The 21534-nt window shown below is 46.3% G+C and carries 21 protein-coding genes; 12 read left to right on the top strand and 9 right to left on the bottom strand.

Annotated features, from left to right (window positions below):
* Window positions 1-33 precede the first annotated feature (33 nt).
* Entirely contained in the window at window positions 34-579 is a 546-nt protein-coding gene (locus R7P72_RS05555) for a TetR/AcrR family transcriptional regulator (RefSeq protein ID WP_005374997.1), read from the top strand.
* Between the two features lie 84 nt (window positions 580-663).
* Here the strand turns inward: R7P72_RS05555 and R7P72_RS05550 are convergent, their stop codons facing one another.
* Entirely contained in the window at window positions 664-3102 is a 2439-nt protein-coding gene (locus tag R7P72_RS05550; protein WP_005374994.1) for a formate C-acetyltransferase/glycerol dehydratase family glycyl radical enzyme, read from the bottom strand.
* Window positions 3103-3104: 2 nt separating this feature from the next.
* Complete coding sequence (locus R7P72_RS05545) at window positions 3105-4046, bottom strand: glycyl-radical enzyme activating protein (RefSeq protein ID WP_213906939.1); 942 nt, start codon at window positions 4044-4046, stop codon at window positions 3105-3107.
* A 243-nt stretch (window positions 4047-4289) separates the two neighbouring features.
* Between R7P72_RS05545 and R7P72_RS05540 the strand changes: the two genes are divergently transcribed.
* Complete coding sequence (locus tag R7P72_RS05540) at window positions 4290-4964, top strand: fructose-6-phosphate aldolase (protein ID WP_101959931.1); 675 nt, start codon at window positions 4290-4292, stop codon at window positions 4962-4964.
* Window positions 4965-5072: 108 nt separating this feature from the next.
* On the opposite strand, the gene R7P72_RS05535 is transcribed toward R7P72_RS05540, so the two are convergent.
* The 5 genes from R7P72_RS05535 to R7P72_RS05515 form a co-directional block, all read right to left on the bottom strand.
* Window positions 5073-5207, bottom strand: coding sequence for a hypothetical protein (locus R7P72_RS05535; RefSeq protein WP_282960976.1), 135 nt, complete (start codon window positions 5205-5207; stop codon window positions 5073-5075).
* Window positions 5204-5632, bottom strand: a complete 429-nt coding sequence (locus R7P72_RS05530) for a DUF2809 domain-containing protein (RefSeq protein WP_005374980.1) — start codon at window positions 5630-5632, stop codon at window positions 5204-5206. Before R7P72_RS05530 ends, R7P72_RS05535 begins: the two co-directional genes overlap by 4 nt.
* A complete protein-coding gene (gene creD / locus R7P72_RS05525) occupies window positions 5619-6959 on the bottom strand; it encodes a cell envelope integrity protein CreD (RefSeq protein WP_005374978.1) in 1341 nt (446 codons plus the stop codon). Before creD ends, R7P72_RS05530 begins: the two co-directional genes overlap by 14 nt.
* Window positions 6960-7034: 75 nt before the next feature.
* Window positions 7035-8477, bottom strand: a complete 1443-nt coding sequence (gene creC / locus R7P72_RS05520) for a two-component system sensor histidine kinase CreC (protein ID WP_005374977.1) — start codon at window positions 8475-8477, stop codon at window positions 7035-7037.
* On the bottom strand, window positions 8477-9187 hold the full coding sequence (locus R7P72_RS05515) for a response regulator (protein WP_005374975.1): 711 nt from the start codon (window positions 9185-9187) through the stop codon (window positions 8477-8479). Before R7P72_RS05515 ends, creC begins: the two co-directional genes overlap by 1 nt.
* Before the next feature lie 259 nt (window positions 9188-9446).
* Here R7P72_RS05515 and R7P72_RS05510 point away from each other — a divergent pair, with 259 nt between their 5' ends.
* Window positions 9447-9959: a DUF2799 domain-containing protein gene (locus tag R7P72_RS05510; protein ID WP_005374970.1), complete on the top strand. Its 513-nt coding sequence runs from the start codon at window positions 9447-9449 to the stop codon at window positions 9957-9959.
* A 34-nt stretch (window positions 9960-9993) separates the two neighbouring features.
* On the opposite strand, the gene R7P72_RS05505 is transcribed toward R7P72_RS05510, so the two are convergent.
* On the bottom strand, window positions 9994-10452 hold the full coding sequence (locus tag R7P72_RS05505; RefSeq protein ID WP_005374968.1) for a GNAT family N-acetyltransferase: 459 nt from the start codon (window positions 10450-10452) through the stop codon (window positions 9994-9996).
* A 24-nt stretch (window positions 10453-10476) separates the two neighbouring features.
* Complete coding sequence (locus tag R7P72_RS05500; protein ID WP_005374960.1) at window positions 10477-10947, bottom strand: GNAT family N-acetyltransferase; 471 nt, start codon at window positions 10945-10947, stop codon at window positions 10477-10479.
* Window positions 10948-11079: 132 nt separating this feature from the next.
* Between R7P72_RS05500 and R7P72_RS05495 the strand changes: the two genes are divergently transcribed.
* From R7P72_RS05495 to R7P72_RS05455, 9 genes are all read left to right on the top strand, one after another.
* On the top strand, window positions 11080-12270 hold the full coding sequence (locus R7P72_RS05495; protein WP_213906940.1) for an MFS transporter: 1191 nt from the start codon (window positions 11080-11082) through the stop codon (window positions 12268-12270).
* Window positions 12245-13213 carry an HTH-type transcriptional regulator YidZ gene (yidZ, locus tag R7P72_RS05490; protein ID WP_005374957.1) on the top strand — a complete coding sequence of 323 codons (969 nt, stop codon included), beginning with the start codon at window positions 12245-12247 and terminating at the stop codon, window positions 13211-13213. Before R7P72_RS05495 ends, yidZ begins: the two co-directional genes overlap by 26 nt.
* A 141-nt stretch (window positions 13214-13354) precedes the next feature.
* A complete protein-coding gene (locus R7P72_RS05485; RefSeq protein ID WP_005374954.1) occupies window positions 13355-14224 on the top strand; it encodes a DMT family transporter in 870 nt (289 codons plus the stop codon).
* A 388-nt stretch (window positions 14225-14612) separates the two neighbouring features.
* A complete protein-coding gene (locus tag R7P72_RS05480; RefSeq protein ID WP_213906941.1) occupies window positions 14613-16787 on the top strand; it encodes an FUSC family protein in 2175 nt (724 codons plus the stop codon).
* A 10-nt stretch (window positions 16788-16797) separates the two neighbouring features.
* Window positions 16798-18441, top strand: coding sequence for a TolC family protein (locus R7P72_RS05475; RefSeq protein WP_213906942.1), 1644 nt, complete (start codon window positions 16798-16800; stop codon window positions 18439-18441).
* Complete coding sequence (locus tag R7P72_RS05470; RefSeq protein ID WP_005374946.1) at window positions 18441-18644, top strand: DUF1656 domain-containing protein; 204 nt, start codon at window positions 18441-18443, stop codon at window positions 18642-18644. The genes R7P72_RS05475 and R7P72_RS05470 overlap by 1 nt, the downstream gene beginning before the upstream one ends.
* Window positions 18645-18656: 12 nt before the next feature.
* Window positions 18657-19547: an HlyD family secretion protein gene (locus R7P72_RS05465; RefSeq protein WP_033906681.1), complete on the top strand. Its 891-nt coding sequence runs from the start codon at window positions 18657-18659 to the stop codon at window positions 19545-19547.
* A 16-nt stretch (window positions 19548-19563) separates the two neighbouring features.
* Window positions 19564-20250 (top strand): potassium channel family protein, encoded by a 687-nt coding sequence (locus R7P72_RS05460; RefSeq protein ID WP_017634413.1) that lies wholly within the window; start codon window positions 19564-19566, stop codon window positions 20248-20250.
* Window positions 20243-21391 (top strand): AI-2E family transporter, encoded by a 1149-nt coding sequence (locus R7P72_RS05455; protein WP_213906943.1) that lies wholly within the window; start codon window positions 20243-20245, stop codon window positions 21389-21391. Before R7P72_RS05460 ends, R7P72_RS05455 begins: the two co-directional genes overlap by 8 nt.
* The last annotated feature ends 143 nt before the right edge of the window (window positions 21392-21534 follow it).

The raw sequence follows: 21534 nt of genomic DNA, 5'->3' as shown, positions 1-21534 counted from the left end.
TATGTGTTTATGGAACTTTTTGAGGACATAGTTATGAACAAAAAGAAACAGTTATTGATCGACACAGCTTTGTCACTGTTTTACAAACAAGGCATAAACTCTATTGGCATCAATGAAGTTCTCAATGTTTCCGGCGTGGCTAAACGCACGCTATATAACCATTTTGAGAGCAAAGAAGCGCTTATCATCGCCGCATTAGAACAACGCCACCAAATATTTATGGAATGGTTGGAGGAAAAGCTTTCTTCAGCACAAACGAGCGCGGAGGTGATCGATCAGTTATTTACAGCACTCAACGGCTGGTTTCATGGCTCTGAAGAAAAGTTGGGCGAGTTTCGCGGTTGCTTTTTCATCAATACGTCCGCGGAATTCAGTGACGACAGTGGCGAGATCGCAACGTATTGCCGCTACCATAAGCAGCAAGTCAGAGAGCTAATTCAACGCTATCTCAAATCAGACAACGCTGCATTACTCGATGCCATTTGCATCATGAAAGAGGGCGCGATCACTACCGCTTACATGACGAAAGAGTACGACAACGTCACGAAAAAATGCGTGACCATTTTGCACAAGCTGTAATGCATTCAGGTATAGTCATTTGCGGATTAAGTATTCAAACCAAAGGCACCAATCGGTGCCTTTTGTTTTACTTAGTGAGTCTACTTACAGCTCGTGCTCGGTGCGTGCGATGATGTCGTCTTGCGCGTCTGGTGATAGCGCGGTGAAAAACGCTGAGTAGCCTGCAACTCGCACAACAAGATCACGATATTGTTCAGGGTTCTTCTTCGCAGCTAGCAAGGTCTCACGAGAGACGATGTTGTACTGCACGTGCCAACCTTTGTGGTGGTTGAAGAAGGTACGAATCAACATAGAAAGCTTGAGCTTATCCCCTTCAGACTCAACCGCTGCAGGGCTTAACTTCTGGTTAAGCAGCACGCCACCAAGGATCTTATTCGCTTGAATCTTACCAACCGAGTTGTACACCGCCGTTGGACCTAAACGGTCTGAGCCAGATGACGGGCTTGCACCTTCTGCCAATGGCATTTTCGCTTTACGACCGTCCGGCGTTGCCATGGTTGAAGCACCGAATGGGACGTTTGCCGAGATACTTGATGTACCTGCGTAGTAACCGCCGCCAATTGGACCACGCCCATGACGCGTATTAACGAACTGTTCTAGCTCATCAATGTACACTTGGTAAGCGTCTGCCAGTAGTTGGTCTACTGCGTCATCATCGTTACCGTATTTTGGTGCAAAGTTGATAAGACGTTGGCGAAGCTGTTCGTTCTCCATGCCGTCGAAATCTTCAGCCAATGCTTTTGCTAGCTGTTGTTGTGAGATAAGGGGCTGGGTGATTTGCGCATCATCGAAAACAAGGTGCTTGATGGCTGCTAGGCTGTTACCCAAGTTTGCGATACCGACTTGCAAGCCAGATACCCAATCGTATTTCGCGCCACCTTCTTTCACGGTTTTACCGCGAGCTAAACAGTCATCCACCAGCGTTGAACAGAATATGTCTTGCGCTTGCTGTTCAAGCACGCTGTCGACGACTGTATCAATCTCAATCGATTTACGGGTGTAGTAGCGGATTTGCTCTGCCCAAGAAGCTGTCACTTGCTCAAAGTTCTCAAAGTTGCCTTTTGCTAATGACTTATCGTGCGGCAAGAAAGCTTTACCCGTTGTTGCATCCACACCTTCGTTCAATGAAGCAAGCAAGATACGAGCGAAGTTAATGAAGCTCATGCCCGTACAACGGTACCCCCATTTGCCCGGAACCGCCGTCTCGATACAGCCGATAGATGCGTAGTTGTAAGCGTCTTCTTTCTCTACGCCAAGCTTGATGAATTCAGGAATGACAATCTCATCGTTGTTGAACGCAGGCATACCGAAGCCGCACTTAATCACTTCGATACAACCCATTAAGAACTCTTGGTTCAAACCTTCGTGGTAACGCACACTTAAGTTAGGTTGCGTCGAACGTAACTGGCCACAAGATTCCAGAATCGCCCAAGAAAGTGGATTCACTGCGTCTTCTGGCTCACCCTTTTCATTCAACTTCTGACCGCCAATACACACGTTTTGGTACAGCGGAGAACCTGCGGATGCTTTCGAGTGCGCGCCAGAGCGAATCTTGTTTACTTCAAGCAGCTTCAACCAGCAGCTTTGTAAAAGCTCTAGTGCAAAGTCTTTTTCGATCGCGCCGTTTTCGATATCGCGAACATAAAATTCGTTTAGGAACTGGTCCATACGACCAAAAGAAACCGAGTGACCGTTCGATTCGATTTGTAACATCAACTGAACGAAGTAGCTCAATTGCAGTGCTTGCCAGAAGTTTTCTGGTGCGTGGTTTGCTACATGACGACAGTTTGCCGCAATGCTTTCTAACTCAGCTTTGCGCAGCGGACGCGTCTCTTCTAGCGCCATTTTTGCCGCCAATTCAGCATAGCTCACCATGTGGTCTTGAATGGCAAGCAGTACAATTTCGACCGATTTGTAGAACTGCTCTTTCTTCAAGCCTTCAAAGGTCGAAACATCATTGTTAGCACGGTGCTGACGAACATCCTCTAGCAAACCGTTCATGCCTAGCTTAAGGATTTTCTCGTTATCCACCGCTAGGTGTGCGTCACCCGAAGTCATGTTGCCTTCGGCTTTAATGATGGTGCTGGCTAAGATTTCTTGCTGCTCATCAGTAAACAAGCCATAACAACGGTCTTGAACAGTTTTACCGCGCCAGTACGGTGTGATGCTGTGAATGCTTTGCTTATCTTCTTCAGTGACCGCAAAGCCTGCACCAGGACGGTCGGCTAGCTCATCAATTTCCGCTTCAATCCAACGCACTGTGTATTCTGGGAAAATTGGCGCAGCGCGTACTTTGCTCGCTTGGTTACCGACGATCAACTCATCATGCTTAATCCAAATCGTACGAGTGCGTAAGTGCTCTTGCAGTGCTAGCGCACGTTGGACAATGACAGGTTTGTCTTCGTTCGCTTGATAAGCACGAGTGTATGCCTCTGCACGCTCGGTACAGACAGGTGGCGTTACGATATTTACCAGTGCCGATTTGTGCGCTTTAATACGCTCAGGAAGGTAATTCAGGTCCATAGTTAACCTCTTACAATCACGTTAAGTTGGGTATTTTCGCTTGCGTATTGCATGGCGCTTTCTAGCAGTTTTGGTTTGTTTAGTGGCTTGTCAGAACACTCGTAAGGCATATCGAGCAAACGGTATTTATTGATGCCGAGCGTGTGGTACGGCAGCAAGTGAAGTTCTTGGCAGCTTTCTAGTGAAGCCGCAAAATCGATGATGTCTTTCAACTCTTCGATGGTGTCATTGAACCCCGGCACCACTGGAACGCGAATCACAATGCGCTTCGCGATAGGTGCCAGTTTTCGGAAATTGTCTTTGATGCGTTTTAGTGAACCTTTCGCCCAGCTAAGAAACTTTTCTTCGTCGGTATGTTTTAAATCCGCCAACCAGCAATCAATATGCGGCGCGGCTTTTTCGACGTTCTTCCACGGCACATGCATGCATGATTCAATAGCGGTAGAGACTTGGTTGTCATGCAGACGCTGCGCGAGTTCTGCCACTAAATCCGCTTGCATGAGAGGCTCACCACCGGAGAAGGTCACGCCACCTTGGCTTTGGTCATAGAAAGGTTTGTCTTTCATTAAGGTGTCGAACAACATGTCTGATTTCGCCTCTTCACCGCAGACAGTCAGTGCTTGTGTAGGGCATACGTTTCGCAGCGCGATCAGTTGGTCTTCTTTGATGGTTTTGCGATTGATGATGATCTGGTTGTCGATGCGTTGAATACCATCACCCACCGTTTCACTACCCGCAGTGTTTAGAGTTGTGGCTTGATAAGCAGAAACGCACAGTTGGCAACCTTCCATACAGCTTCGCTGATCAAACAGCAGTGAATGCTTTTCGCTGCGACTTTCTGGGTTTTGACACCAAGGGCAAGACAAGCTGCATCCTTTAAGAAAAAGAATGGAACGAATGCCATCGCCATCATGGGTAGAGAATCGTTGAATATTGAAATACATCTCTGCTTGCCTCTTGGTCTGTGCTACCGCTGTGTACTTAATCCGTTTCTTGCTGGTTAAGTCTTATGAGCGGCTTTTCTTTGTTCGAACTGAAAGCTTCATTTGAGCGCTCACAAGTTTCATTTAATGAAATTATTATAGTTTCAAATGAAATTTCAATTGATCAAAATCAAGATCTCGTTCGATTGTCAGATCTATAGTGACCCCATCATCAAAACGAAGATTTTGTTTAAGGTAGAAACCATGATTGAACTTTATTTAGATACTGCTGATGTGGCAGAAGTAAAACGCTTTAACCAGTGCCTACCGCTAAAAGGCGTGACGACAAACCCAAGCATTTTGGCGAAGTCAAAACAGGGACTGAATGAAACCCTAGCAGGCATGCAAGAAGCACTTGGCGGTGCACCTCGCTTTCATGCTCAAGTCGTGAGTTCAACCGTCGAAGGTATGCTGGCAGAAGCGCGCCAACTGAATGAATTGCCCTACGATATGGTGGTAAAAGTACCTGCAACAGAAACCGGCTTAGCAGCAATTAAGCTAATGAAAAAAGAGGGAATTCAGGTTCTTGCTACCGCTATCTATTCAGCTCAACAAGGGTTCCTTGCAGCACTGTGCGGTGCAGACTACCTAGCGCCTTACGTAAACCGCATTGATGCGATGAACGGCAACGGTGTTGAAGTGGTCGCGGATCTTCAATTGTTGCTCGATCAGAACCAACTACCAGCGAAGATTTTGGCAGCCAGCTTCAAGAACACTCAACAAGCGATGGAAGTGATGAAACTGGGCATCGAAGCCATTACATTGCCAACCGATGTGGCGGCACAAATGTTCGCTCACCCAGCAGTAAAACCGGCGGTTGAACAGTTCGATAAAGACTGGAAAGAGACGTTCGGCGAGAAACTTTCATTTGAAAGTTAATTAAAAGTAAGAACTCAATATCTTAGTCAATAATAAGGGAATCTTAACTCACCCTATGCGCCGGTGAGTTAAGATTCCCTTTTTGTATTTCATATAAAGAGGCGAGGTTTACAGCAGTTCTCTATTGGTCAGTGACCAAAGGTACACGCGCTTGAGTAAACTGATTTTGAGCCTCTTACGAATACCTCGTTTGGAATGGCGGAGTCGGTTTGGTAGCACAATGGCTTTCATCTCGGTTTTCATTTCTTTTCCATCCACCAACACAGTAGACCTCCGATGCAGTAAGCCTGCAGATCTTTCCAATCAAATGTGGCGCCCAAAATTACAGCCAGAGGCGATGAAGATTCGATACCAAGCCAAGCTGCGACCTGAAGCAATTGCCCCAACTCGACGGCAAACGCAATCAACACCACCAATGAAACCAGCCAGTTAACGGGCATAGAGAACATACTTGCAAGAAAGTAGTAGAGCCAAACCACAACCAGAACATCACCAAATGTCGGACGAATAAAACTGTCTCGAACAAAGAGCGCGATAACGACCAATGTGATAAAACACACCAAGCTTTTCAGTCCATTTTTTGCAGAAAATTGCAGGCGGATAGCGGACGTCTCTTCCACCATATCGCTTGGCTGCCCAGTGAAAACTGCTCGCTTAAACGTCTTCATGATTCGCCTTTGCACTTTCTTCTGCTTTCTTATTTCGTGCGTACCAGTCGATGTTGCGTGTAATAACCATAGTGAAACTCAAAATCGCGAAACACAGTAATGTCCCCATAACCAATGCGTAGCTCTCTGCTTGTAGCAAGCCAAACAGTAATCCGTAGAGAGTGAGCAAACACGCTCCGAAGATCGCGCCGTGTTTGGTGTTGCTCAACATACCGCTCACGTAAACACTTAAAAGCCCCGTCGATGCGACTGCTGACACCACATATGCCCAGTTAAAGCCGAGGTGTTCACTCATCGAAATCAGCAATAGATAGAAAAGCGCTAAAGCCAGACCAATAAAGCCGTATTGTACTGGGTGAACCGGACGCGCTTGGAACAGCTCCAGTAAGAAGAAACTCGCAAATACTAATGTGATAACCAACAGTGAATAGTTCACAGCTCGGTGAGATTTCAAATAGTGGTCCACGGGATCAATCAAATCTACGCCCATTTGTCGCTGTTCAAGCTCGTGACAAGCGTGATTCGACGACAAACAGCTTTGGAACAACTGCGCGATATTGGTAGAGAAGTTGTTGCTCGCCCATTGTGCGTTAAATCCATCTTCAGAGACTTCTGATGACACCGGTAAGTAATCACCGATAAAGCTTGGATGTGCCCAAGTTGAAGAGAGTTCAACCTTTGTTTGACTGCCAATTGGTGTGACTTGAAGCTGCCCCATCCCTTGTAGCAAGAAGTTAAGATCGAAAGCCAAAGGTTGCTCTGCGTTTAGGTCTGCGAGTGTCAGAACACTGTGGAAGCCTTGTGGTAACTGGTCTAACCCTGTTCCCGGCTCGACTTCAATATTAGAGCTCGCCATGGTCATGTCATCCAAACGAATCAATCCACGGCTGTCTTCAATGCCAACCACTAGGCTCATGTTTTCAATATCAAGCCCCTGCAACGCCGCAAGATCGTCTGCATCAAAAGTGCCTTTCAGTGCCACTTGTGCCTTGTATAAACGCGCACGGTAAATACCTCGGTACTTTTCAAAACTGTCCAGATTCGCGCTCATATCAAAAGTGCTAGGTAAAAGAAATTTACGACGCTCTTTAATCTGTACTTTGTCATCTCGGTAACTGGTTTCGGTGTAGTTAACCATGATGAATGGACCAATGATGCGCTGTTCGCCGCTGCTACTGCGTGCGATGTCGTTTCTGACTTCATCTTGGCGATATGAGCGTTCTGAGATCAGCCCAGTGACCATTGAAAGCGGGATTTGCAGTAAGACAAACAAAAACAGCACGAAGGCGAACTTCGTGCCGAGTTGGTTATTGAGGATCTTTTTCATGTTTCATTCTCCATTTGCTGATGGGAGTAATCTAAATCAGCAATTTGGAGAACGAATGGAGCTAATGTGGAGTTTCTATGGAGTTGGTAAAACCAGCGTCACTTTCACGCCAGAATCGACGTTTTCGACTTGCAACTTACCCTTGTGCAGTTTGATCACTTGCTCAACAAAATTCAGCCCGAGCCCAGTGCTCTTAACACCATTTTTCCGAGCGAGGGAGTAGAAGCGCTCGGTTAAACGAGGCATTGCATAGTCGGGAATATGAGGACCTGAATTGAAAATCGACAGGCACACCTTTTCTTTCGTGACCTCAGTTTTCCACTCAATGCGTCCCTCTGAATGAACAAAATCCAGCGCATTGTCCATCAGGTTAAAAACGGCTTGTTTCAGTAAGAAGGCATCACCAAGCACGGCTTGGTGGTCATCAATTTGGATGTTGGCAATCACCGACTTTGCACTCAAACGCGCATCCGCCGATTCAACCACTTCATTGACCATTTGTTTTAGCGAGATAGCTTCGACTTGTTCTAGTTCAGGGCGCTTTTCAAGACGAGCAAGTTCTAGCAACTTATCAATCAATGACTGCATGCGATCGCTTTCTCGCTCAATGTTGCCAGCAAAGCGCGTGACCTTTTCTTCAGGCAATGGCATTTGCAATATTTCACTCGCACCTTTAATTGCTGATAACGGACTTTTCAGCTCATGAGTCAGCGTCTGTACGTACTCTTCCACATACTGTTTACCATCGAGCTGATTGCGCATTTTCTCTAATGCATCACTTAGCGTGCCGTACTCATAAAAGATACGAAATGTCGGCTTAGAGACCTTTTCACCTTCACCCATTTTGGTTGCGTAATCTTCCAGCTTGTTCAGTGCCGAGTGAATTCGCCAAGCAAACAATGCCCCTGCCAATAGCACTAAACCACTCATCCACACCATCCAAAACAGCACATTGCGTTTAGAAAGATCGATGAAGGGTTGTACTGAGCGATTGGATTTTGCCACCGTCACGCTACCAATGATTTCGCCTTTGTGGTAAACGGGCGCAGCAACGTGCATAACGGTTGAGAGTGGATCTTTCGGGTCTTCGATGGTACTGCGCGCGCCGTATTGACCACGCAACGTGAGATACACATCGTTCCATTGCGAGTAGTCTTTGCCTACGTCTTGCTGCCAAGAATCCGCAATCACAATGCCTTGTTTATCGGTGATGTAAATTCGATGGTTAATCGCTTTTTTGCCAATTTCCCAAATGCGCGCTTGGGGTTCTCGCTGCCCATAAGCCGCTAGTAGTTTGGAGAAGCGACTCTCAGACAACTTTCCGTTTGCAACGTCTTCTTCCGCCAATACCGCAAGCAAGTTCGCCATATCCACCAGCGTCTCTTCGGTGGTTTGACGCACGGTTGGCTTCAGTTCTTGGACAACGGTTTTGCTCACCATGTAAGCCGTCATTCCGACTAAGATGAAGTAGAGAAAAAACAGTCTGAGTCCAAGCGGGATCTTCGGCCAGCGATTCATCATTCACCTTTAGTGCAGTAAAAGTAACCAAAGCCACGTTTGGTACAGATGCGTTCAGACATCTCAAACGGCTTCAACTTATGGCGAATGGCTTTGATGTGGGTATCGATATTGCGCTCGTATGCAGCCTCTGGCGCCATGTCTGCCGCGACCATGAGCTGCTCTCGGCTCAATACATTGGAAGAGACGGAAATCAGCCTATCGAGGATCTTAAATTCCACCGCAGTTAACCCAAGCATTTGTCCACCGACACCGTAGTCGAAGTTCTGCGCAACCAAATCTTGACTAAATTGAGGTTGTTCTGGAACAGCTACAGGCTCTGGTTTGTGCTCCATCATTGGCGCTTTAGCTTTGATTCGAAGTTTAATGCGAGCCAACATTTCGCGCGGGCTAAATGGCTTAGTCACGTAATCATCCGCGCCAATTTCCAAACCGACTACGCGGTCAATTTCATCGCTTCTTGCGGTGAGAAAGATTATGGGAATATCAGAAAACTCACGGATGGTTTTGCATAATTCAAAACCATTGCCATCCGGTAAGCCTACGTCTAAGACAAGTAACGCTGCGGAGTTGTGCTGCAAAAAAGCTAAGCCCTCTCCTGCTGTTGCAAACCACTCTGCGTGGTAGCCATCCATCTCTAATACATGAATCAGGTTCTCTGCGATAGCAGATTCATCCTCGATAATAAGGACGGTGGGTTGTTCGCTCAATGTCTTAGCCTCATTGACGGTGTTTATCTTTATGTTGGTATTATCACTTAATTTGGGGCCAAGGCTAGTGGATTGATGCAGCAAAGGCGCAGTTCGTGGATAATACTAATCAAACACACTTCTATTCAGCATAATAAATTTATCACTTAGATTAATGAGTCACCACAATTGTGAATACAATGATTTCAACCATTGATATGAACAGTGTTCATTTTAAACTCAAGTTATCAATTCGATTTTATTTAAAGGACAGTCACTGATGAAAAGAGCGCTAATCCCCCTGGCTTTACTGACTTTGCTCTCAGGTTGCGCCAGCATGTCTCCGGATGAGTGCAAAACGGCAAACTGGTACAACGTAGGTTATCAAGATGGCCGAGATGGCAACGATCCAAACATTATCAATAGCTATACCGAAGACTGTGGTGAAGCGGGTGTGACACCCGACCGAGCGAAATGGAAAGAAGGCTTTGATAAAGGCACTATCCAATATTGCTCACCAGACAATGGGTACACTGTCGGTATCGAAGGCAAAGAATATTACGGTGTATGCAGCAGCAAAGAGTTTATTGAGAACTACCAGTTAGGTCATCAAGAATATCAACGCCAGCAACGCATCCAACAAATCGATACTGAAATCTCGGTCATCGATAATCAGCTTGATGGCAATCCAGACAAAGATAATGCCAAGAGACTGAAAGAGAAGAGAAAGCGATTGGCTGACGAGCGTTCAAGCCTCTTGTCGCCAACCATCAACTTGAATCTGAATTTCTAAATCGATTGGATTTAGCTTCTAAAAATTCATGGCCCTAGCTCAGTTCTAGGGTCATGAATTGACTGTTCGGATCGAGTTCGTAATCCCCGAACGGCTCGCAGTACACAAAGCCATGCTTTTCATACAACAGGCGCGCTGGTTTAAAAAACTCCATCGAGCCCGTTTCTAAACTCAAGCGCTGCAAACCTTTTTGCTTCGCTTGCTCAATCACATGAATCAATAATTGAGATGCCACACCTTGGTTTCTTGCCGCTGGCGTGGTGCGCATGGATTTCAGCTCCGCGTGTTGGCCATCCAACTCTTTAATCGCAGCACACCCAAGCAGTTGTTCACCCTTCCATCCGGTCCAAAATGTCACTTCCGGTGCTTTGAGCTTATCTAAATCTAACGCATGCACGCTCTCTGGTGGCGACGTGGCGTACATGTCTTGTAAATGTCCTTCCAACAGCGCTATCACTTGCGGCCGTTCTAAATTGTCGATTTCAATCCTCATCTTTCCATCCTTGGTTTTTCCTAGCTAAAGCGGCTGTCTCATAATGTGCTGCGGTCCAACGGGGCCGCCGTGGTAAAGCTCATTGGTATCTTCAAACCCTGATTTTAAATAGCACTGATAAGCGGGTATGTTGCGGCAATTCACGGTGAGATAAAGCGCATCAAACTCGGGATAATGGCGTTTGGCGAAATCGGCAAACTGTTGAATGGCTTGCTTGGCGATGCCTTTGCCTTGATGACGGTGATCCACCAGCAAAGCACGCACGCCTAAACTGTTTTTCGGGCAAAAATCGTATTTCTCGCTGTAAGCTGCATCAAATAGAAAAAAGCCAACCACGTCATCGTCTGCCAAAATCAGATGCGGAAGTTCTGTAGGTTCAAGACATGTAAGCATTTCACCCACATCCGCGACCGTAAACTGCGATTGCTCTTCTAGCACGCTAAGTTCGCAAGTTTGTTTATGTCGCTCAGGCGAATACTTTTCAATAGTAATCATAATCTTCCTTGTTGTTTTTATGCTCAATTCATACAGGGTATGTCGTAAATAGAAATACCTAGTGTCGTATTTCCCACTCGCAGGCAAACGTTTAGCACTCTATTATCCTCACCATTCGATAGAGAGGTTTCCATGTCCCGTTTTTTACTTTGTAGTTTTGCACTCGTTTTACTCTACCCTACTGCCATTGATTTGTATCTTGTTGGTTTGCCTCAAATTGCGTCAGATCTCAATGCCAGTGAATCTCAGTTGCATATTGCGTTTTCGATCTATTTAGCTGGCATGGCTACCACCATGTTATTCGCGGGGAAAATTGCAGACTCTGTGGGACGAAAACCTGTTGCCGTCGTCGGCGCGATGATCTTCGTGCTCGCATCCTTTCTCGGCGGGATGGCTGAGCACCCAAACACTTTTTTGATTGCTCGCTTTTGCCAAGGCATCGGGGCTGGATCTTGCTATGTCGTCGCATTCGCGATTTTACGCGACACGTTAGACGATGAACGCCGCGCGAAAGTATTGTCGATGCTCAATGGCATCACCTGTATCATTCCAGTGATCGCCCCCGTGATTGGTCACTTGATTATGCTGAAATTTCCTTGGCCGAGTTTGTTTACCACGATGGCAGGAATGGGCATTCTCGTCAGTGTATTGGCCATTTTTGTTCTCAAGGAATCACTACCCAGCCAACAACGTGAAGAACAGACAGCGCCAGAGAGCCATCAAGAGACTTTCTTCGAGCGATTTTTTATCAGTAGGCTGATCATTACTGCGCTTGGAGTGACCACCATTCTGACCTTTGTTAACGCTTCACCAATTGTCGTGATGAGCATGCTTGGTTTTGATCGCGGCGGCTATTCTTCCATCATGGCAGGGACTGCGACGATCAGTATGTTGATTTCGTTCTCGGCGCCATTGGCATTGGGGATTTTTAAGCAGCGAACCTTAATGATCACCTCTCAAGTATTGCTCGCTTGCGCAGCCATCGTGCTCAGTGCTGCCCATGTCCATGATGGACAATCTCTTTACTATGTATTCGGACTTGGGCTGATTTGCGCTGGCTTCGCTTGTGGCTTTGGCGTGGCCATGAGCCAAGCGCTCAGCCCATTCTCTCAACAAGCTGGCGTGGCGAGCTCGTTACTGGGCATTGCTCAAGTTTGTAGTTCAGCGTTCTATATTTGGTTTATGGGTTTCATCGGCGTTAGTGCTCTGAGTATGTTGGTGTTTATCTTAGTGTTAGGTAGCGTAATCAGCCTTGCTCTAATACTATTGATTCCAAAGCCTGTTCACGATACCCATTATGAAGAAATCCCTAGCGCGACTTGACTTAAACTTACTGTTCACTCTGCAATTATTGCTGCAAGAACAAAGCGTCTCGAAAGCCTCAAAAAAGCTGAACGTTACGCCCTCTACCGTAAGTAAGTCGCTCAACAAACTTCGTCATTGGTTCGATGATCCTTTGTTTGTCAAAACACCTAAAGGTCTTGCGCCAACGCCTTTGGCGCAAAGCATGGAGCAAGATCTTGCAGAATGGCTGCAAATTGGCAGCCAGATTGCAGAAAAACGCAGCGATATTACGCCTAAAGGAGTGCGTTTTGATATCACGATTGAGTCGCCATTAGTGCTCACGGTGTTGGACAGACTCATCGTCGCTATCCACCAGCGATACCCTGAAGCGAAAGTAAAAACCAGTAACTGGGATTACGATTCACTCGACGCCATCATTCGAGGCGAGGCGGATATCGGTTTTACCGGCCGAGAAAGTCACCCGAGATCGAAAGAGTCGTTGGATCTTCTGCCGTATTTCTTGGATTTTGAGATTCTATTTTATGACCTGCCGATGGTGTATTTGCATAAAGATCATCCGGCATTACAGCAAGAGTGGAATCTCGAGACCTTTCTGAGCTACCAACACATCAATATTGTTTGGGAAAAAAGTGAAACTTGGGCGTTGGATGAAGTATTAACGGAACTAGGGCTACAGCGCTCTATCGGGCTGACGATGTCCAACTTTGAGCAATCCCTTTTTATGGCAGCGCAGCCGACGCATGACATGATCACCACCGCGCCGCACTATTGCAAAAGTTATACAGAAAAGCTGCATCTCGATTTGGTGTGCTTGCCAATTCCATTAGACCAAGCTCAACAAGACAAGTTACTGATTCCATTTACCATGATTTGGCATAAACGCAATGCGTACAATCCCAAATTGCTATGGTTGAAAAACACCATTAAGTCATTGTACAAACAACCTTCCCAACCACAGTAAGACTCAGGCTAAGGTCAGGTTTTATCTGGTTATTTTTAATGACTTTCTTGCTCTGATAGCTATAACTAATCACTTTATCAACTAATAAAAATGTTCTTTTGGATCTACACTAGCTGTTCATTTACACGCTAAGGATCAAGGATGTCGACCTTTTTACTCACTGCTATTGCAATGCTGGCGTTCGCTGCCAATTCATTAGTGTGTCGAATTGCCTTGGCAGAAGGGTTAATTGATGCAGGAAGCTTCACGCTCGTTCGATTGATATCCGGCGCTGTTATCTTAATCGCAATGCTTGTCGTGAGAGGTCAGTGGAAAACCGATCGGCCAACTTCTCGCTTTCGCTTTTTTGCTGGCGTGGCGTTATTTGGTTACGCTGCCCTTTTCTCTTTCGCGTACTTACAACTGGCGACAGGAACCGGTGCTTTGCTTTTGTTTGGTGCCGTGCAACTTACATTACTGGCGATCTATTGGTTGCAAGGTGAGCGCTTTCAGTTTCTCGAAATCATCGGTATCGGTGTTTCAATTGTTGGATTTGTTTGGTTGATGTTGCCATCTGCCACTCGCCCTGATATTAGCTCTGCACTTCTTATGTTGATTTCTGGCGTTTGTTGGGCTGCGTTTACTGCGCTCGGTAAACAAGCGCCTTCTCCAAGTAGTGGCATCACGTGGGGATTCATCGCTGCATCAATAATTGGCGTGCTCCTTTCGCCATTAATCTTGTCCTCAATCCACCTTTCTTGGAGCGGAGTGTTGCTCGCTATCGCATCTGGTGCCATTGCCTCTGGCCTTGGTTATACGCTTTGGTATCAAGTAATGCGTAAGCTCTCTTTGCTTCAAGCCGCCGTCAGCCAACTTTCCGTGCCAGCCATTGCTTTGCTACTCGGCACCGTCGTACTCCACGAGCCTCTTTCACTGCATATTCTTTTAACCAGCGGCATCATTCTTGGTGGCATCGCTTTGGTTTTTTTATCTCGATCCAAAAAAACAAACGAACAATCGGCAAGCCGATAAAAAGTAATAACTTTCCCTCTCAAGTACCCATTCATCATCTATGCTTTTTAAAGCAGTAAAGCTCATTGCAGATGGTACAAGTGGTCTGCTTTGGTACCAGGCGAAGAATATAAGGTGAGAATTGGCTCACACAATGCAGCGATTTTGTTTCAAAAGTGAGAATCATCACAGATCGCGAATTTGCTCGTTTTAGGCGTTTCACCAATAACGCCAAGGGCTAACACGAGATCAAGCCAAATACGCACTTTTTGTTTTGACAAAGGGTTTACAAAGCACACTTTTTCACCCGCTATATTCCGCCCCCCGAATTTATTCAGAACAAGATTCTGATTATTCATATAAGAAATTCATCAACTTATAACGATAAGCCTGAGCAAACTTTGACACTATGAACGACAAAATAAAATTCGCTATTAAAGTATCGCTTAGCCTGACTCTGGCTTATCTGATCCCGTTTGCCATGGGTTGGCCGCAAGCATCGACGGCCGCAACCACAGTGATGCTGATTGCATCCACAGGCAGTCGTCGTGAATCCCTCGCCAAAGGTACCTTACGCGTGTTCGGTACGTTGGTTGGCGCCGTCGTTGGCTTGTTACTGGTGGGATTGTTTGCTCAAGACCGCTTGCTGTACATGTTGAGCGTGTCGGTTGTGGTCTCATTCATTTTTTACTTCCGTAATGCCTATCAAAAAGATCCAACGCTACTCATGCTGACCGGCGTGATGACGTTGATGATGTCCAATGGCGGTGACGCAGAAGGTGCGTTTCTTTATGGCGTTGACCGCGCCTATATGACGGTGTTTGGGGTGGTGGTTTACACACTCGTGGGGACTTTCTTATTCCCGACCAAAACAGAACAAAACCTAAGACAGCTCATCGAACAACTCAACCAAGCACAACGCGCGTTGTTCACCGCTATCTTGCAAAATTTCGAGCAAAAATCGGCAGGGCAAGTCTCTCTTCAAGAAGAGGGCGAAGAAAATCCAGAAGCAGGAGAGCCACAACCTAGCGTGGATTCTCTTATCGAACAGATGTTTGCCGCCCAAAATGCGCTCGAACAGCGTTTTGCCACAGTCAGTGTGGAATGCAGCGACGTGTCGGCCTACATGAAAGAGTGGCGCTTGGCGGTTCATTTGAACAAGCAAGTAACGCAACAATTGACCGTTGCGGCGCACAGCCACTTTAGCCACCAGCAAGACCGTGAAAGCATCAGCAACTTTGATCAAGCCGTGGCGGAAATTGACGCGCTATTTGATACCTGCCAACAAGTCTGGGACGAAAAAGAACCCGCTTATCGTGCTCAGGAATTCAAAGTCAAATACAACCAAGCGTTGCTAGAAGACGCAGCGCACCTAGAGAAAGGCTCTGCGCTTACGCTTGGTCAAATGTTGGAACTGATGCATCAAAATTTGTCGCGTTTAGCGGAGAGCATTAGCTGTATTGACTCTGTGACGAACAATGTCTCCTTTGACGTGCCACTGCCGAAACCGAAAGGCAAGTTTCTATGGTGGGACGCAGAAAACTTTAAAACCGCGGTCAAAACCTTTGTCACTTATTGGGTTGCTGGACTGATTTGGATTTATTTCAATCCACCAGGCGGCTATTCATTCGTGGTCTTCTCGACCATGTTTATGTCTTTGCTGTCGTTCGTGCCTGTGCACCCAATTTTGTTGCTTGTGCTGTTCACTTTCGGCTTCTTGTTCGCGGTGCCTTCCTACGTCTTCATTCTTCCGCAATTGGATCTCGGGTTAGAACTTGGCCTGTTCATCTTTATCTACACCTTTATCGGCTTTTATCTGTTTAACGGGCCAGTGACGATTTTCTATATGATTGGCTTGTTTGTTCTTGGTTTAGACAACAACATGTTTTATCACTTCGGGATCCTCATGACGATCATGCTGTTGTTCTACATGGTGGTGTTCATGATTATTTTCGCGCACTACTTCCCGTTTAGCTCACGACCAGAACACCTCTTTTTGACCATAAAAGAACGCTACTTCCGACATACCCGAGAGCTGTTCACTACCTATCAACAGCAGTCCAGCTCGGTTATTACGCCGCTCAAACGGGCCTTACACTTGGTGACGCTCAATGTCTCATCGAAAAAGCTCAAAGTCTGGGGTTCGAAAATCAACCACAAACACTTTGATAAAACCACGCCAGAAGCGATTGGCGCGTTTAGCAAAGCGTGTGATGTACTCAGTAATCACATCAACATCTTAATGGCCGCCGAGAAAAAGTTGATGACCAATCCACTAATTACTCAGCTTCGCCAACAGCACCGCGATTCCATCATTCCTTTGATGGCGGGCGCTTTAGCCAGCCATCAAGCAACACAAGAACTCGACTCCGTATTCGACCAATACAGTCAGGATTACCAAACATTCGAAGATAAACTGGAAGATTTTTTTAGTGAGTTGGATTTATCTGACTACGCTTATTCAGAGATAGCCGGTTTTTATATCTTGCTGAATTTAAAACGGAACGTGTTCGAAGCAATCAAGCATTGCAAGCAAACCTACGAGGATATCGATTGGGTGAACTTACAACAGAAGCGTTTTTAAAGGTGGGGATATGATGCTTCCAAAACTAACCAAACCAAGCCTCGCCATACTTTCTTTGCTCGGACTCAGTGCGTGTACCACGGTAGGACCAGATTATGTTCATCCAAAGCAGGCGCCACTGCCAAGTGACTGGTCGGTGCAAAAAGCAGCCAAAGATACGCAGCGATCAGAGCAACAGCTACAACAATGGTGGCAGCAATTTAATGACTCGACTCTTAATCAGCTGGTTGAGTTGGCGAGCAAACAAAACCTCGATTTAGAAGCCGCAGGGCTACGAATTGTCCAAGCACGTTCATTGCTTGGTATTTCGACTGGCTTGCAATACCCACAAGTTCAAACCGTGTCAGGAAACCTAGCGCGTGCCTACGTAAATGATCAGGGCGTGAATAACGCCACTTTGTCGTTTGATGCTGCTTGGGAAATGGATGTTTGGGGCAAGTATGCTCGCGGTATTGAGTCGGCAGAAGCGGGTTACTACGCATCCATCGCATCGTATCACGACATCATGGTCACCATAACCGCCGAAGTGGCGCGCAATTACATCAACTATCGCACATTCCAAGAACGTATTTTGCTGTCTCGCCGCAACATAGAGATTCAAGAGCGTGTCGTACGTATTACTCAGGTGCAGTTCGACTCTGGCAACGTTACAGAATTGGACGTTCAACAAGCTAAAAACCAACTCTACACCACCAAAGCAGCGTTACCGAGCCTCGAAGTGGCAATGAAGCAATCACGTACTGTGTTGGCTTTGCTACTGGGTCTGTTACCAGAAGAAGTAGATCGACTGCTACAGTCGGATGGGATGCACAAGCAAATCGCTGAGTACGAAGCCCAGTTCAAATCGACGGGCAGAAAATCGGCACTATCGGGCACCGACGAGCTTTCCATTGTGCCACGTCCACCGCTTTTGGATACGCAAGTGGATGCTAACTTAGTGATGCGACGTCCGGATTTGCAAGTCTCTGAGATGCAAGCTCGCGCGCAAAGTGCGCAGATTGGCGTGGCAGAAACCGCTCTGTACCCAAGCTTTTCGTTGTTCGGTTCCATCGGTATCGACAGTACGGTTCCCGATGGCAGCAGTTTCAGTTTTAGCGATTCGCTCACCATGGTGGTTGGCCCAACGTTCAGTTGGAACATTTTCCAATACGGACGCGTGAAAAATAACATTCGTTTCGAAGATGCTCGCTTCCAAGAAACGCTGACGAACTACAACAAAAAGGTACTGCAAGCCGTTAATGAAGTCACCAATGCAATCGAAGCGTATGACCTGTATTTGCAACAAAAAGATTTACGCTTGCAATCGGTCAACTCTTCCATTCGTGCGTTCAACATATCCATGACACAGTACGAAAACGGACAAATTTCATTCGAACGTCTGCTTAACTCGGTAGAAAAAATGACCCGTGCGGAAGACAGCTACGCAACGATCAAAGGGAACGTGGCGAACCAAGTTGTTGCACTCTATAAAGCCCTCGGTGGAGGCTGGCAAACCCAAACAGGCAAACCCTTCCTCAGTGAATCTATTGCCAAGCAAATGACAGAACGAACTGACTGGGATGGTTATTTAAATGAAGAAAACCGCGTATTGCCGCCTTTGCGCCTCGAAACTCCGGCTGAGACCAGTGATGAAAACAAAACGGAGGATCGGTAATGCCTCATGAACTCTCTTGGGGAGACGTTTACTTTTCTCCTACGCTACTCGTGCTCTTTCTCGCCGTCACGGCCACGTGGATAACGGTGATGATATTGAACAAGACACGTTTGTCTCGCTTCATCGCTTTTCCGTCTCTGACGTTTATTGCCATCATGGTCGGTTATGTGGTGGCCATCGACAGCTTTTATATTCAATTTTAGGTGCCAAACAAGATGAAAAAACTATTCGTAATCGCACTCAATCTTGTCATTCTTGGTGGCGCAGCTTGGCTCGGCTATCAAAAGTTTGAGGAATACTTTAATAACCCATGGACACGAGATGGGCAAGTGCGTGCTAACGTCATCAAAGTGGCTCCTCGCGTATCAGGCCCAATTGTAAATGTCGCGGTGCAAGACAACCAAGAAGTAAAAACGGGGGATTTACTGTTTGAAATCGACCCTGCGACTTACCAGGTTGCGTTATCTCAAGCCGAAGTAGCACTGGAGCGCTCCATTGTTAGCTCTCGCGGTAAAAAAATCGAATATGACCGCTTAAAAGACATTCGTGCCAAAGACCGTGGCGCAGTTTCTCATAAGGATCTGATTCGTCGTGAAATCGCTTACGAAGAGTCGCTACTGCAAATCAAATCTGCAGAAGAGCAACTAAAATCAGCACGCCTTAATCTCAGCTTTACCAAAGTTTATGCGACCGTCGATGGTTTTGTATCTAACCTCGATATTAGAAACGGTACGCAAGCGGTCGCAAACCAACCACTGCTCGCACTGATCGACAAAAACAGCTTTTGGGTATTTGGTTTCTTCCGTGAAAACCAACTTGCGCAAATCGAACCTGGCAGCCAAGCGCGTGTCACTTTGATGTCTCACCCAGACACGCCAATTGACGCGACGGTTGACTCGATTGGTTGGGGTATTGCGCCCAAAGACGGCACGGTCGGCTACAACCTTCTGCCAAACGTAAACCCTGTTTTTCAGTGGATTCGCTTAGCACAACGTATTCCGGTGCGAATCTCCCTACAAGAACTTCCTGAAGATGTTGATCTTCGATTCGGGCTTTCTGCGTCCATCATGGTGATGAAAGAGTCATCCGCAGAAAGTGAACAATAACTAAGTGAGAAGAGCCATGGTCATTGGTAAAAACCTCAAAAATATTAATGAAGAAAACAACTTCTTCTATCTAACCTTAGCACTAGTGATTTTGTTGCTAGGGAGTGCGATGGCACAAGTCGTAGGTGAAGGGACGATTGAACACATACTTCAGGCTTTCACGGTTCTGACGTTTATCGTCTGTTTTGCGAGCCTTCGCTTTGACAAAACCTGGTCTCGTTTCCTCTACAGCCTGTTTGGTGTTTGGGTTCTTGTGATTGTGATCAAGACCGTTTTCGACATCAGAGAGATGAATGTGGTGATGCTTGCCCTCACCTTTGCGTTCTTTTTCGGCACTTTTAAATCCATCGCAAGACAGATTCTTTTCACCGGCCATGTCAACAGCAACAAAGTCATTGGCTCGGTAGCGCTTTTCTTGCTGCTTGGTCTGATGTGGGCGATTGCCTACCTCATTCTGCTTGAGTTTTCGCCTGAAGCCTTTACCGGTATGGAAGCGATTTCTTGGGGGCAGAACTTCTCCAATGCAGCGTATTTCAGTTTCGTTACCTTAACCACGCTCGGTTATGGCGACATTAGTCCTCTAACACCATTGGCTCAAGTCGTGGTGTATTTAGAGGCCATCACAGGTGTTTTTTATATGGCGATTGTTGTTTCAAGTCTCGTCAGTTCTAACATTGATCATCAGGTAAACAAAAATGGATAAACAATCGGTAAAAATCGACAGTAAGCTTTTCATCAGTAATATGGTGGAATCGGCAATACGCATTGGCTTGATCTTTGTCTTGCTGATGTTTACGTACGACATCATCAAACCCTTCATCCTTCCGGTTATTTGGGGCGCTATTATAGCCGTCGCTTTAATGCCGCTTACCCAAAAATTGCAGCGTGTATATGGTGGTCACAGAGGTCTGGCAGCCACAACCATTGCTTTACTTGGTATTGCCCTCCTTGTCACGCCACTTGTTATGGTATCAGGCTCCATTGTGGATGGTGCAACGCACGCGCTTGAAGTACTACAAAATGGACAAGTGAAAATACCAGGGCCAAAACCTTCCGTAGCGGATTGGCCTATCGTGGGTGATAAGCTCTACGAAGTGTGGACCCTATTCGCTACTAATCTTGAGCAAGCGATTCAAACCTTTATGCCACAAATAAAGGCAGGACTCACATCTTTACTGGGTACACTTGGGGGCGTATTGGGAAGTTTACTGCTTTCAATCTTGTCACTTGCGATTGCAGCAGGTTTCATGACGTACTCTGAATCTGCAGCATCAGGCTTAAGAACCATCGCGATTCGAACCGCTGGTGAAAACGCAAAAAGCTGGACCACGCTTATCGCTGCGACAATTAAAAGCGTACTGCTTGGCGTAGTCGGTGTAGCGGCGATTCAAGCACTGTTGATCGGTGCTGGTTTCTTCGTATTTGGCGTTCCGGCAGCAGGTTTACTCACACTGCTTCTAATGATTTTATGTATCGCTCAGCTCCCGGCGTTGCTCGCAGTGCTACCTGTGATTGGCTTCATGTACATGACCCAAGACACCTCAACAGCAACCATGTTTACTGTTTGGGTCGTAGTTGCGGCTCTTTCTGAAAACCTGTTCAAACCAATGTTAATGGGACGTGGCGTCGACGTGCCAATGCCTGTGATTCTGCTCGGTGCCATCGGTGGTATGCTTTTCTACGGCATCGTTGGTCTGTTCTTAGGTGCCGTTATCCTAGCAATTTGGTATGAGTTATTTGTTTGGTGGTTAAGCATTGAGAAAGCACAACAGCAAGAAGAAATGGCAGAACAACAAGACGCTTCTAATGACCAATCAGAACCTGGACACGGTGCAGGCATATAATAAATCAATAAGTTAGAAATAAATTTAATCTATAACTTATGATATCAAACCGCTGCATTTCAGCGGTTTGATTCTATTTGGATCACAGTTTCGTCGTAATAAATGCGATAAAAATGACGTTCTTGTTAAATTTTCATACTTAT

Source organism: Vibrio sp. Vb0888 (assembly GCF_033338835.1).
In the GTDB taxonomy this organism is placed as follows: Bacteria; Pseudomonadota; Gammaproteobacteria; order Enterobacterales; family Vibrionaceae; genus Vibrio; species Vibrio alginolyticus.
This window is presented reverse-complemented; position numbering and strand designations above follow the sequence as displayed.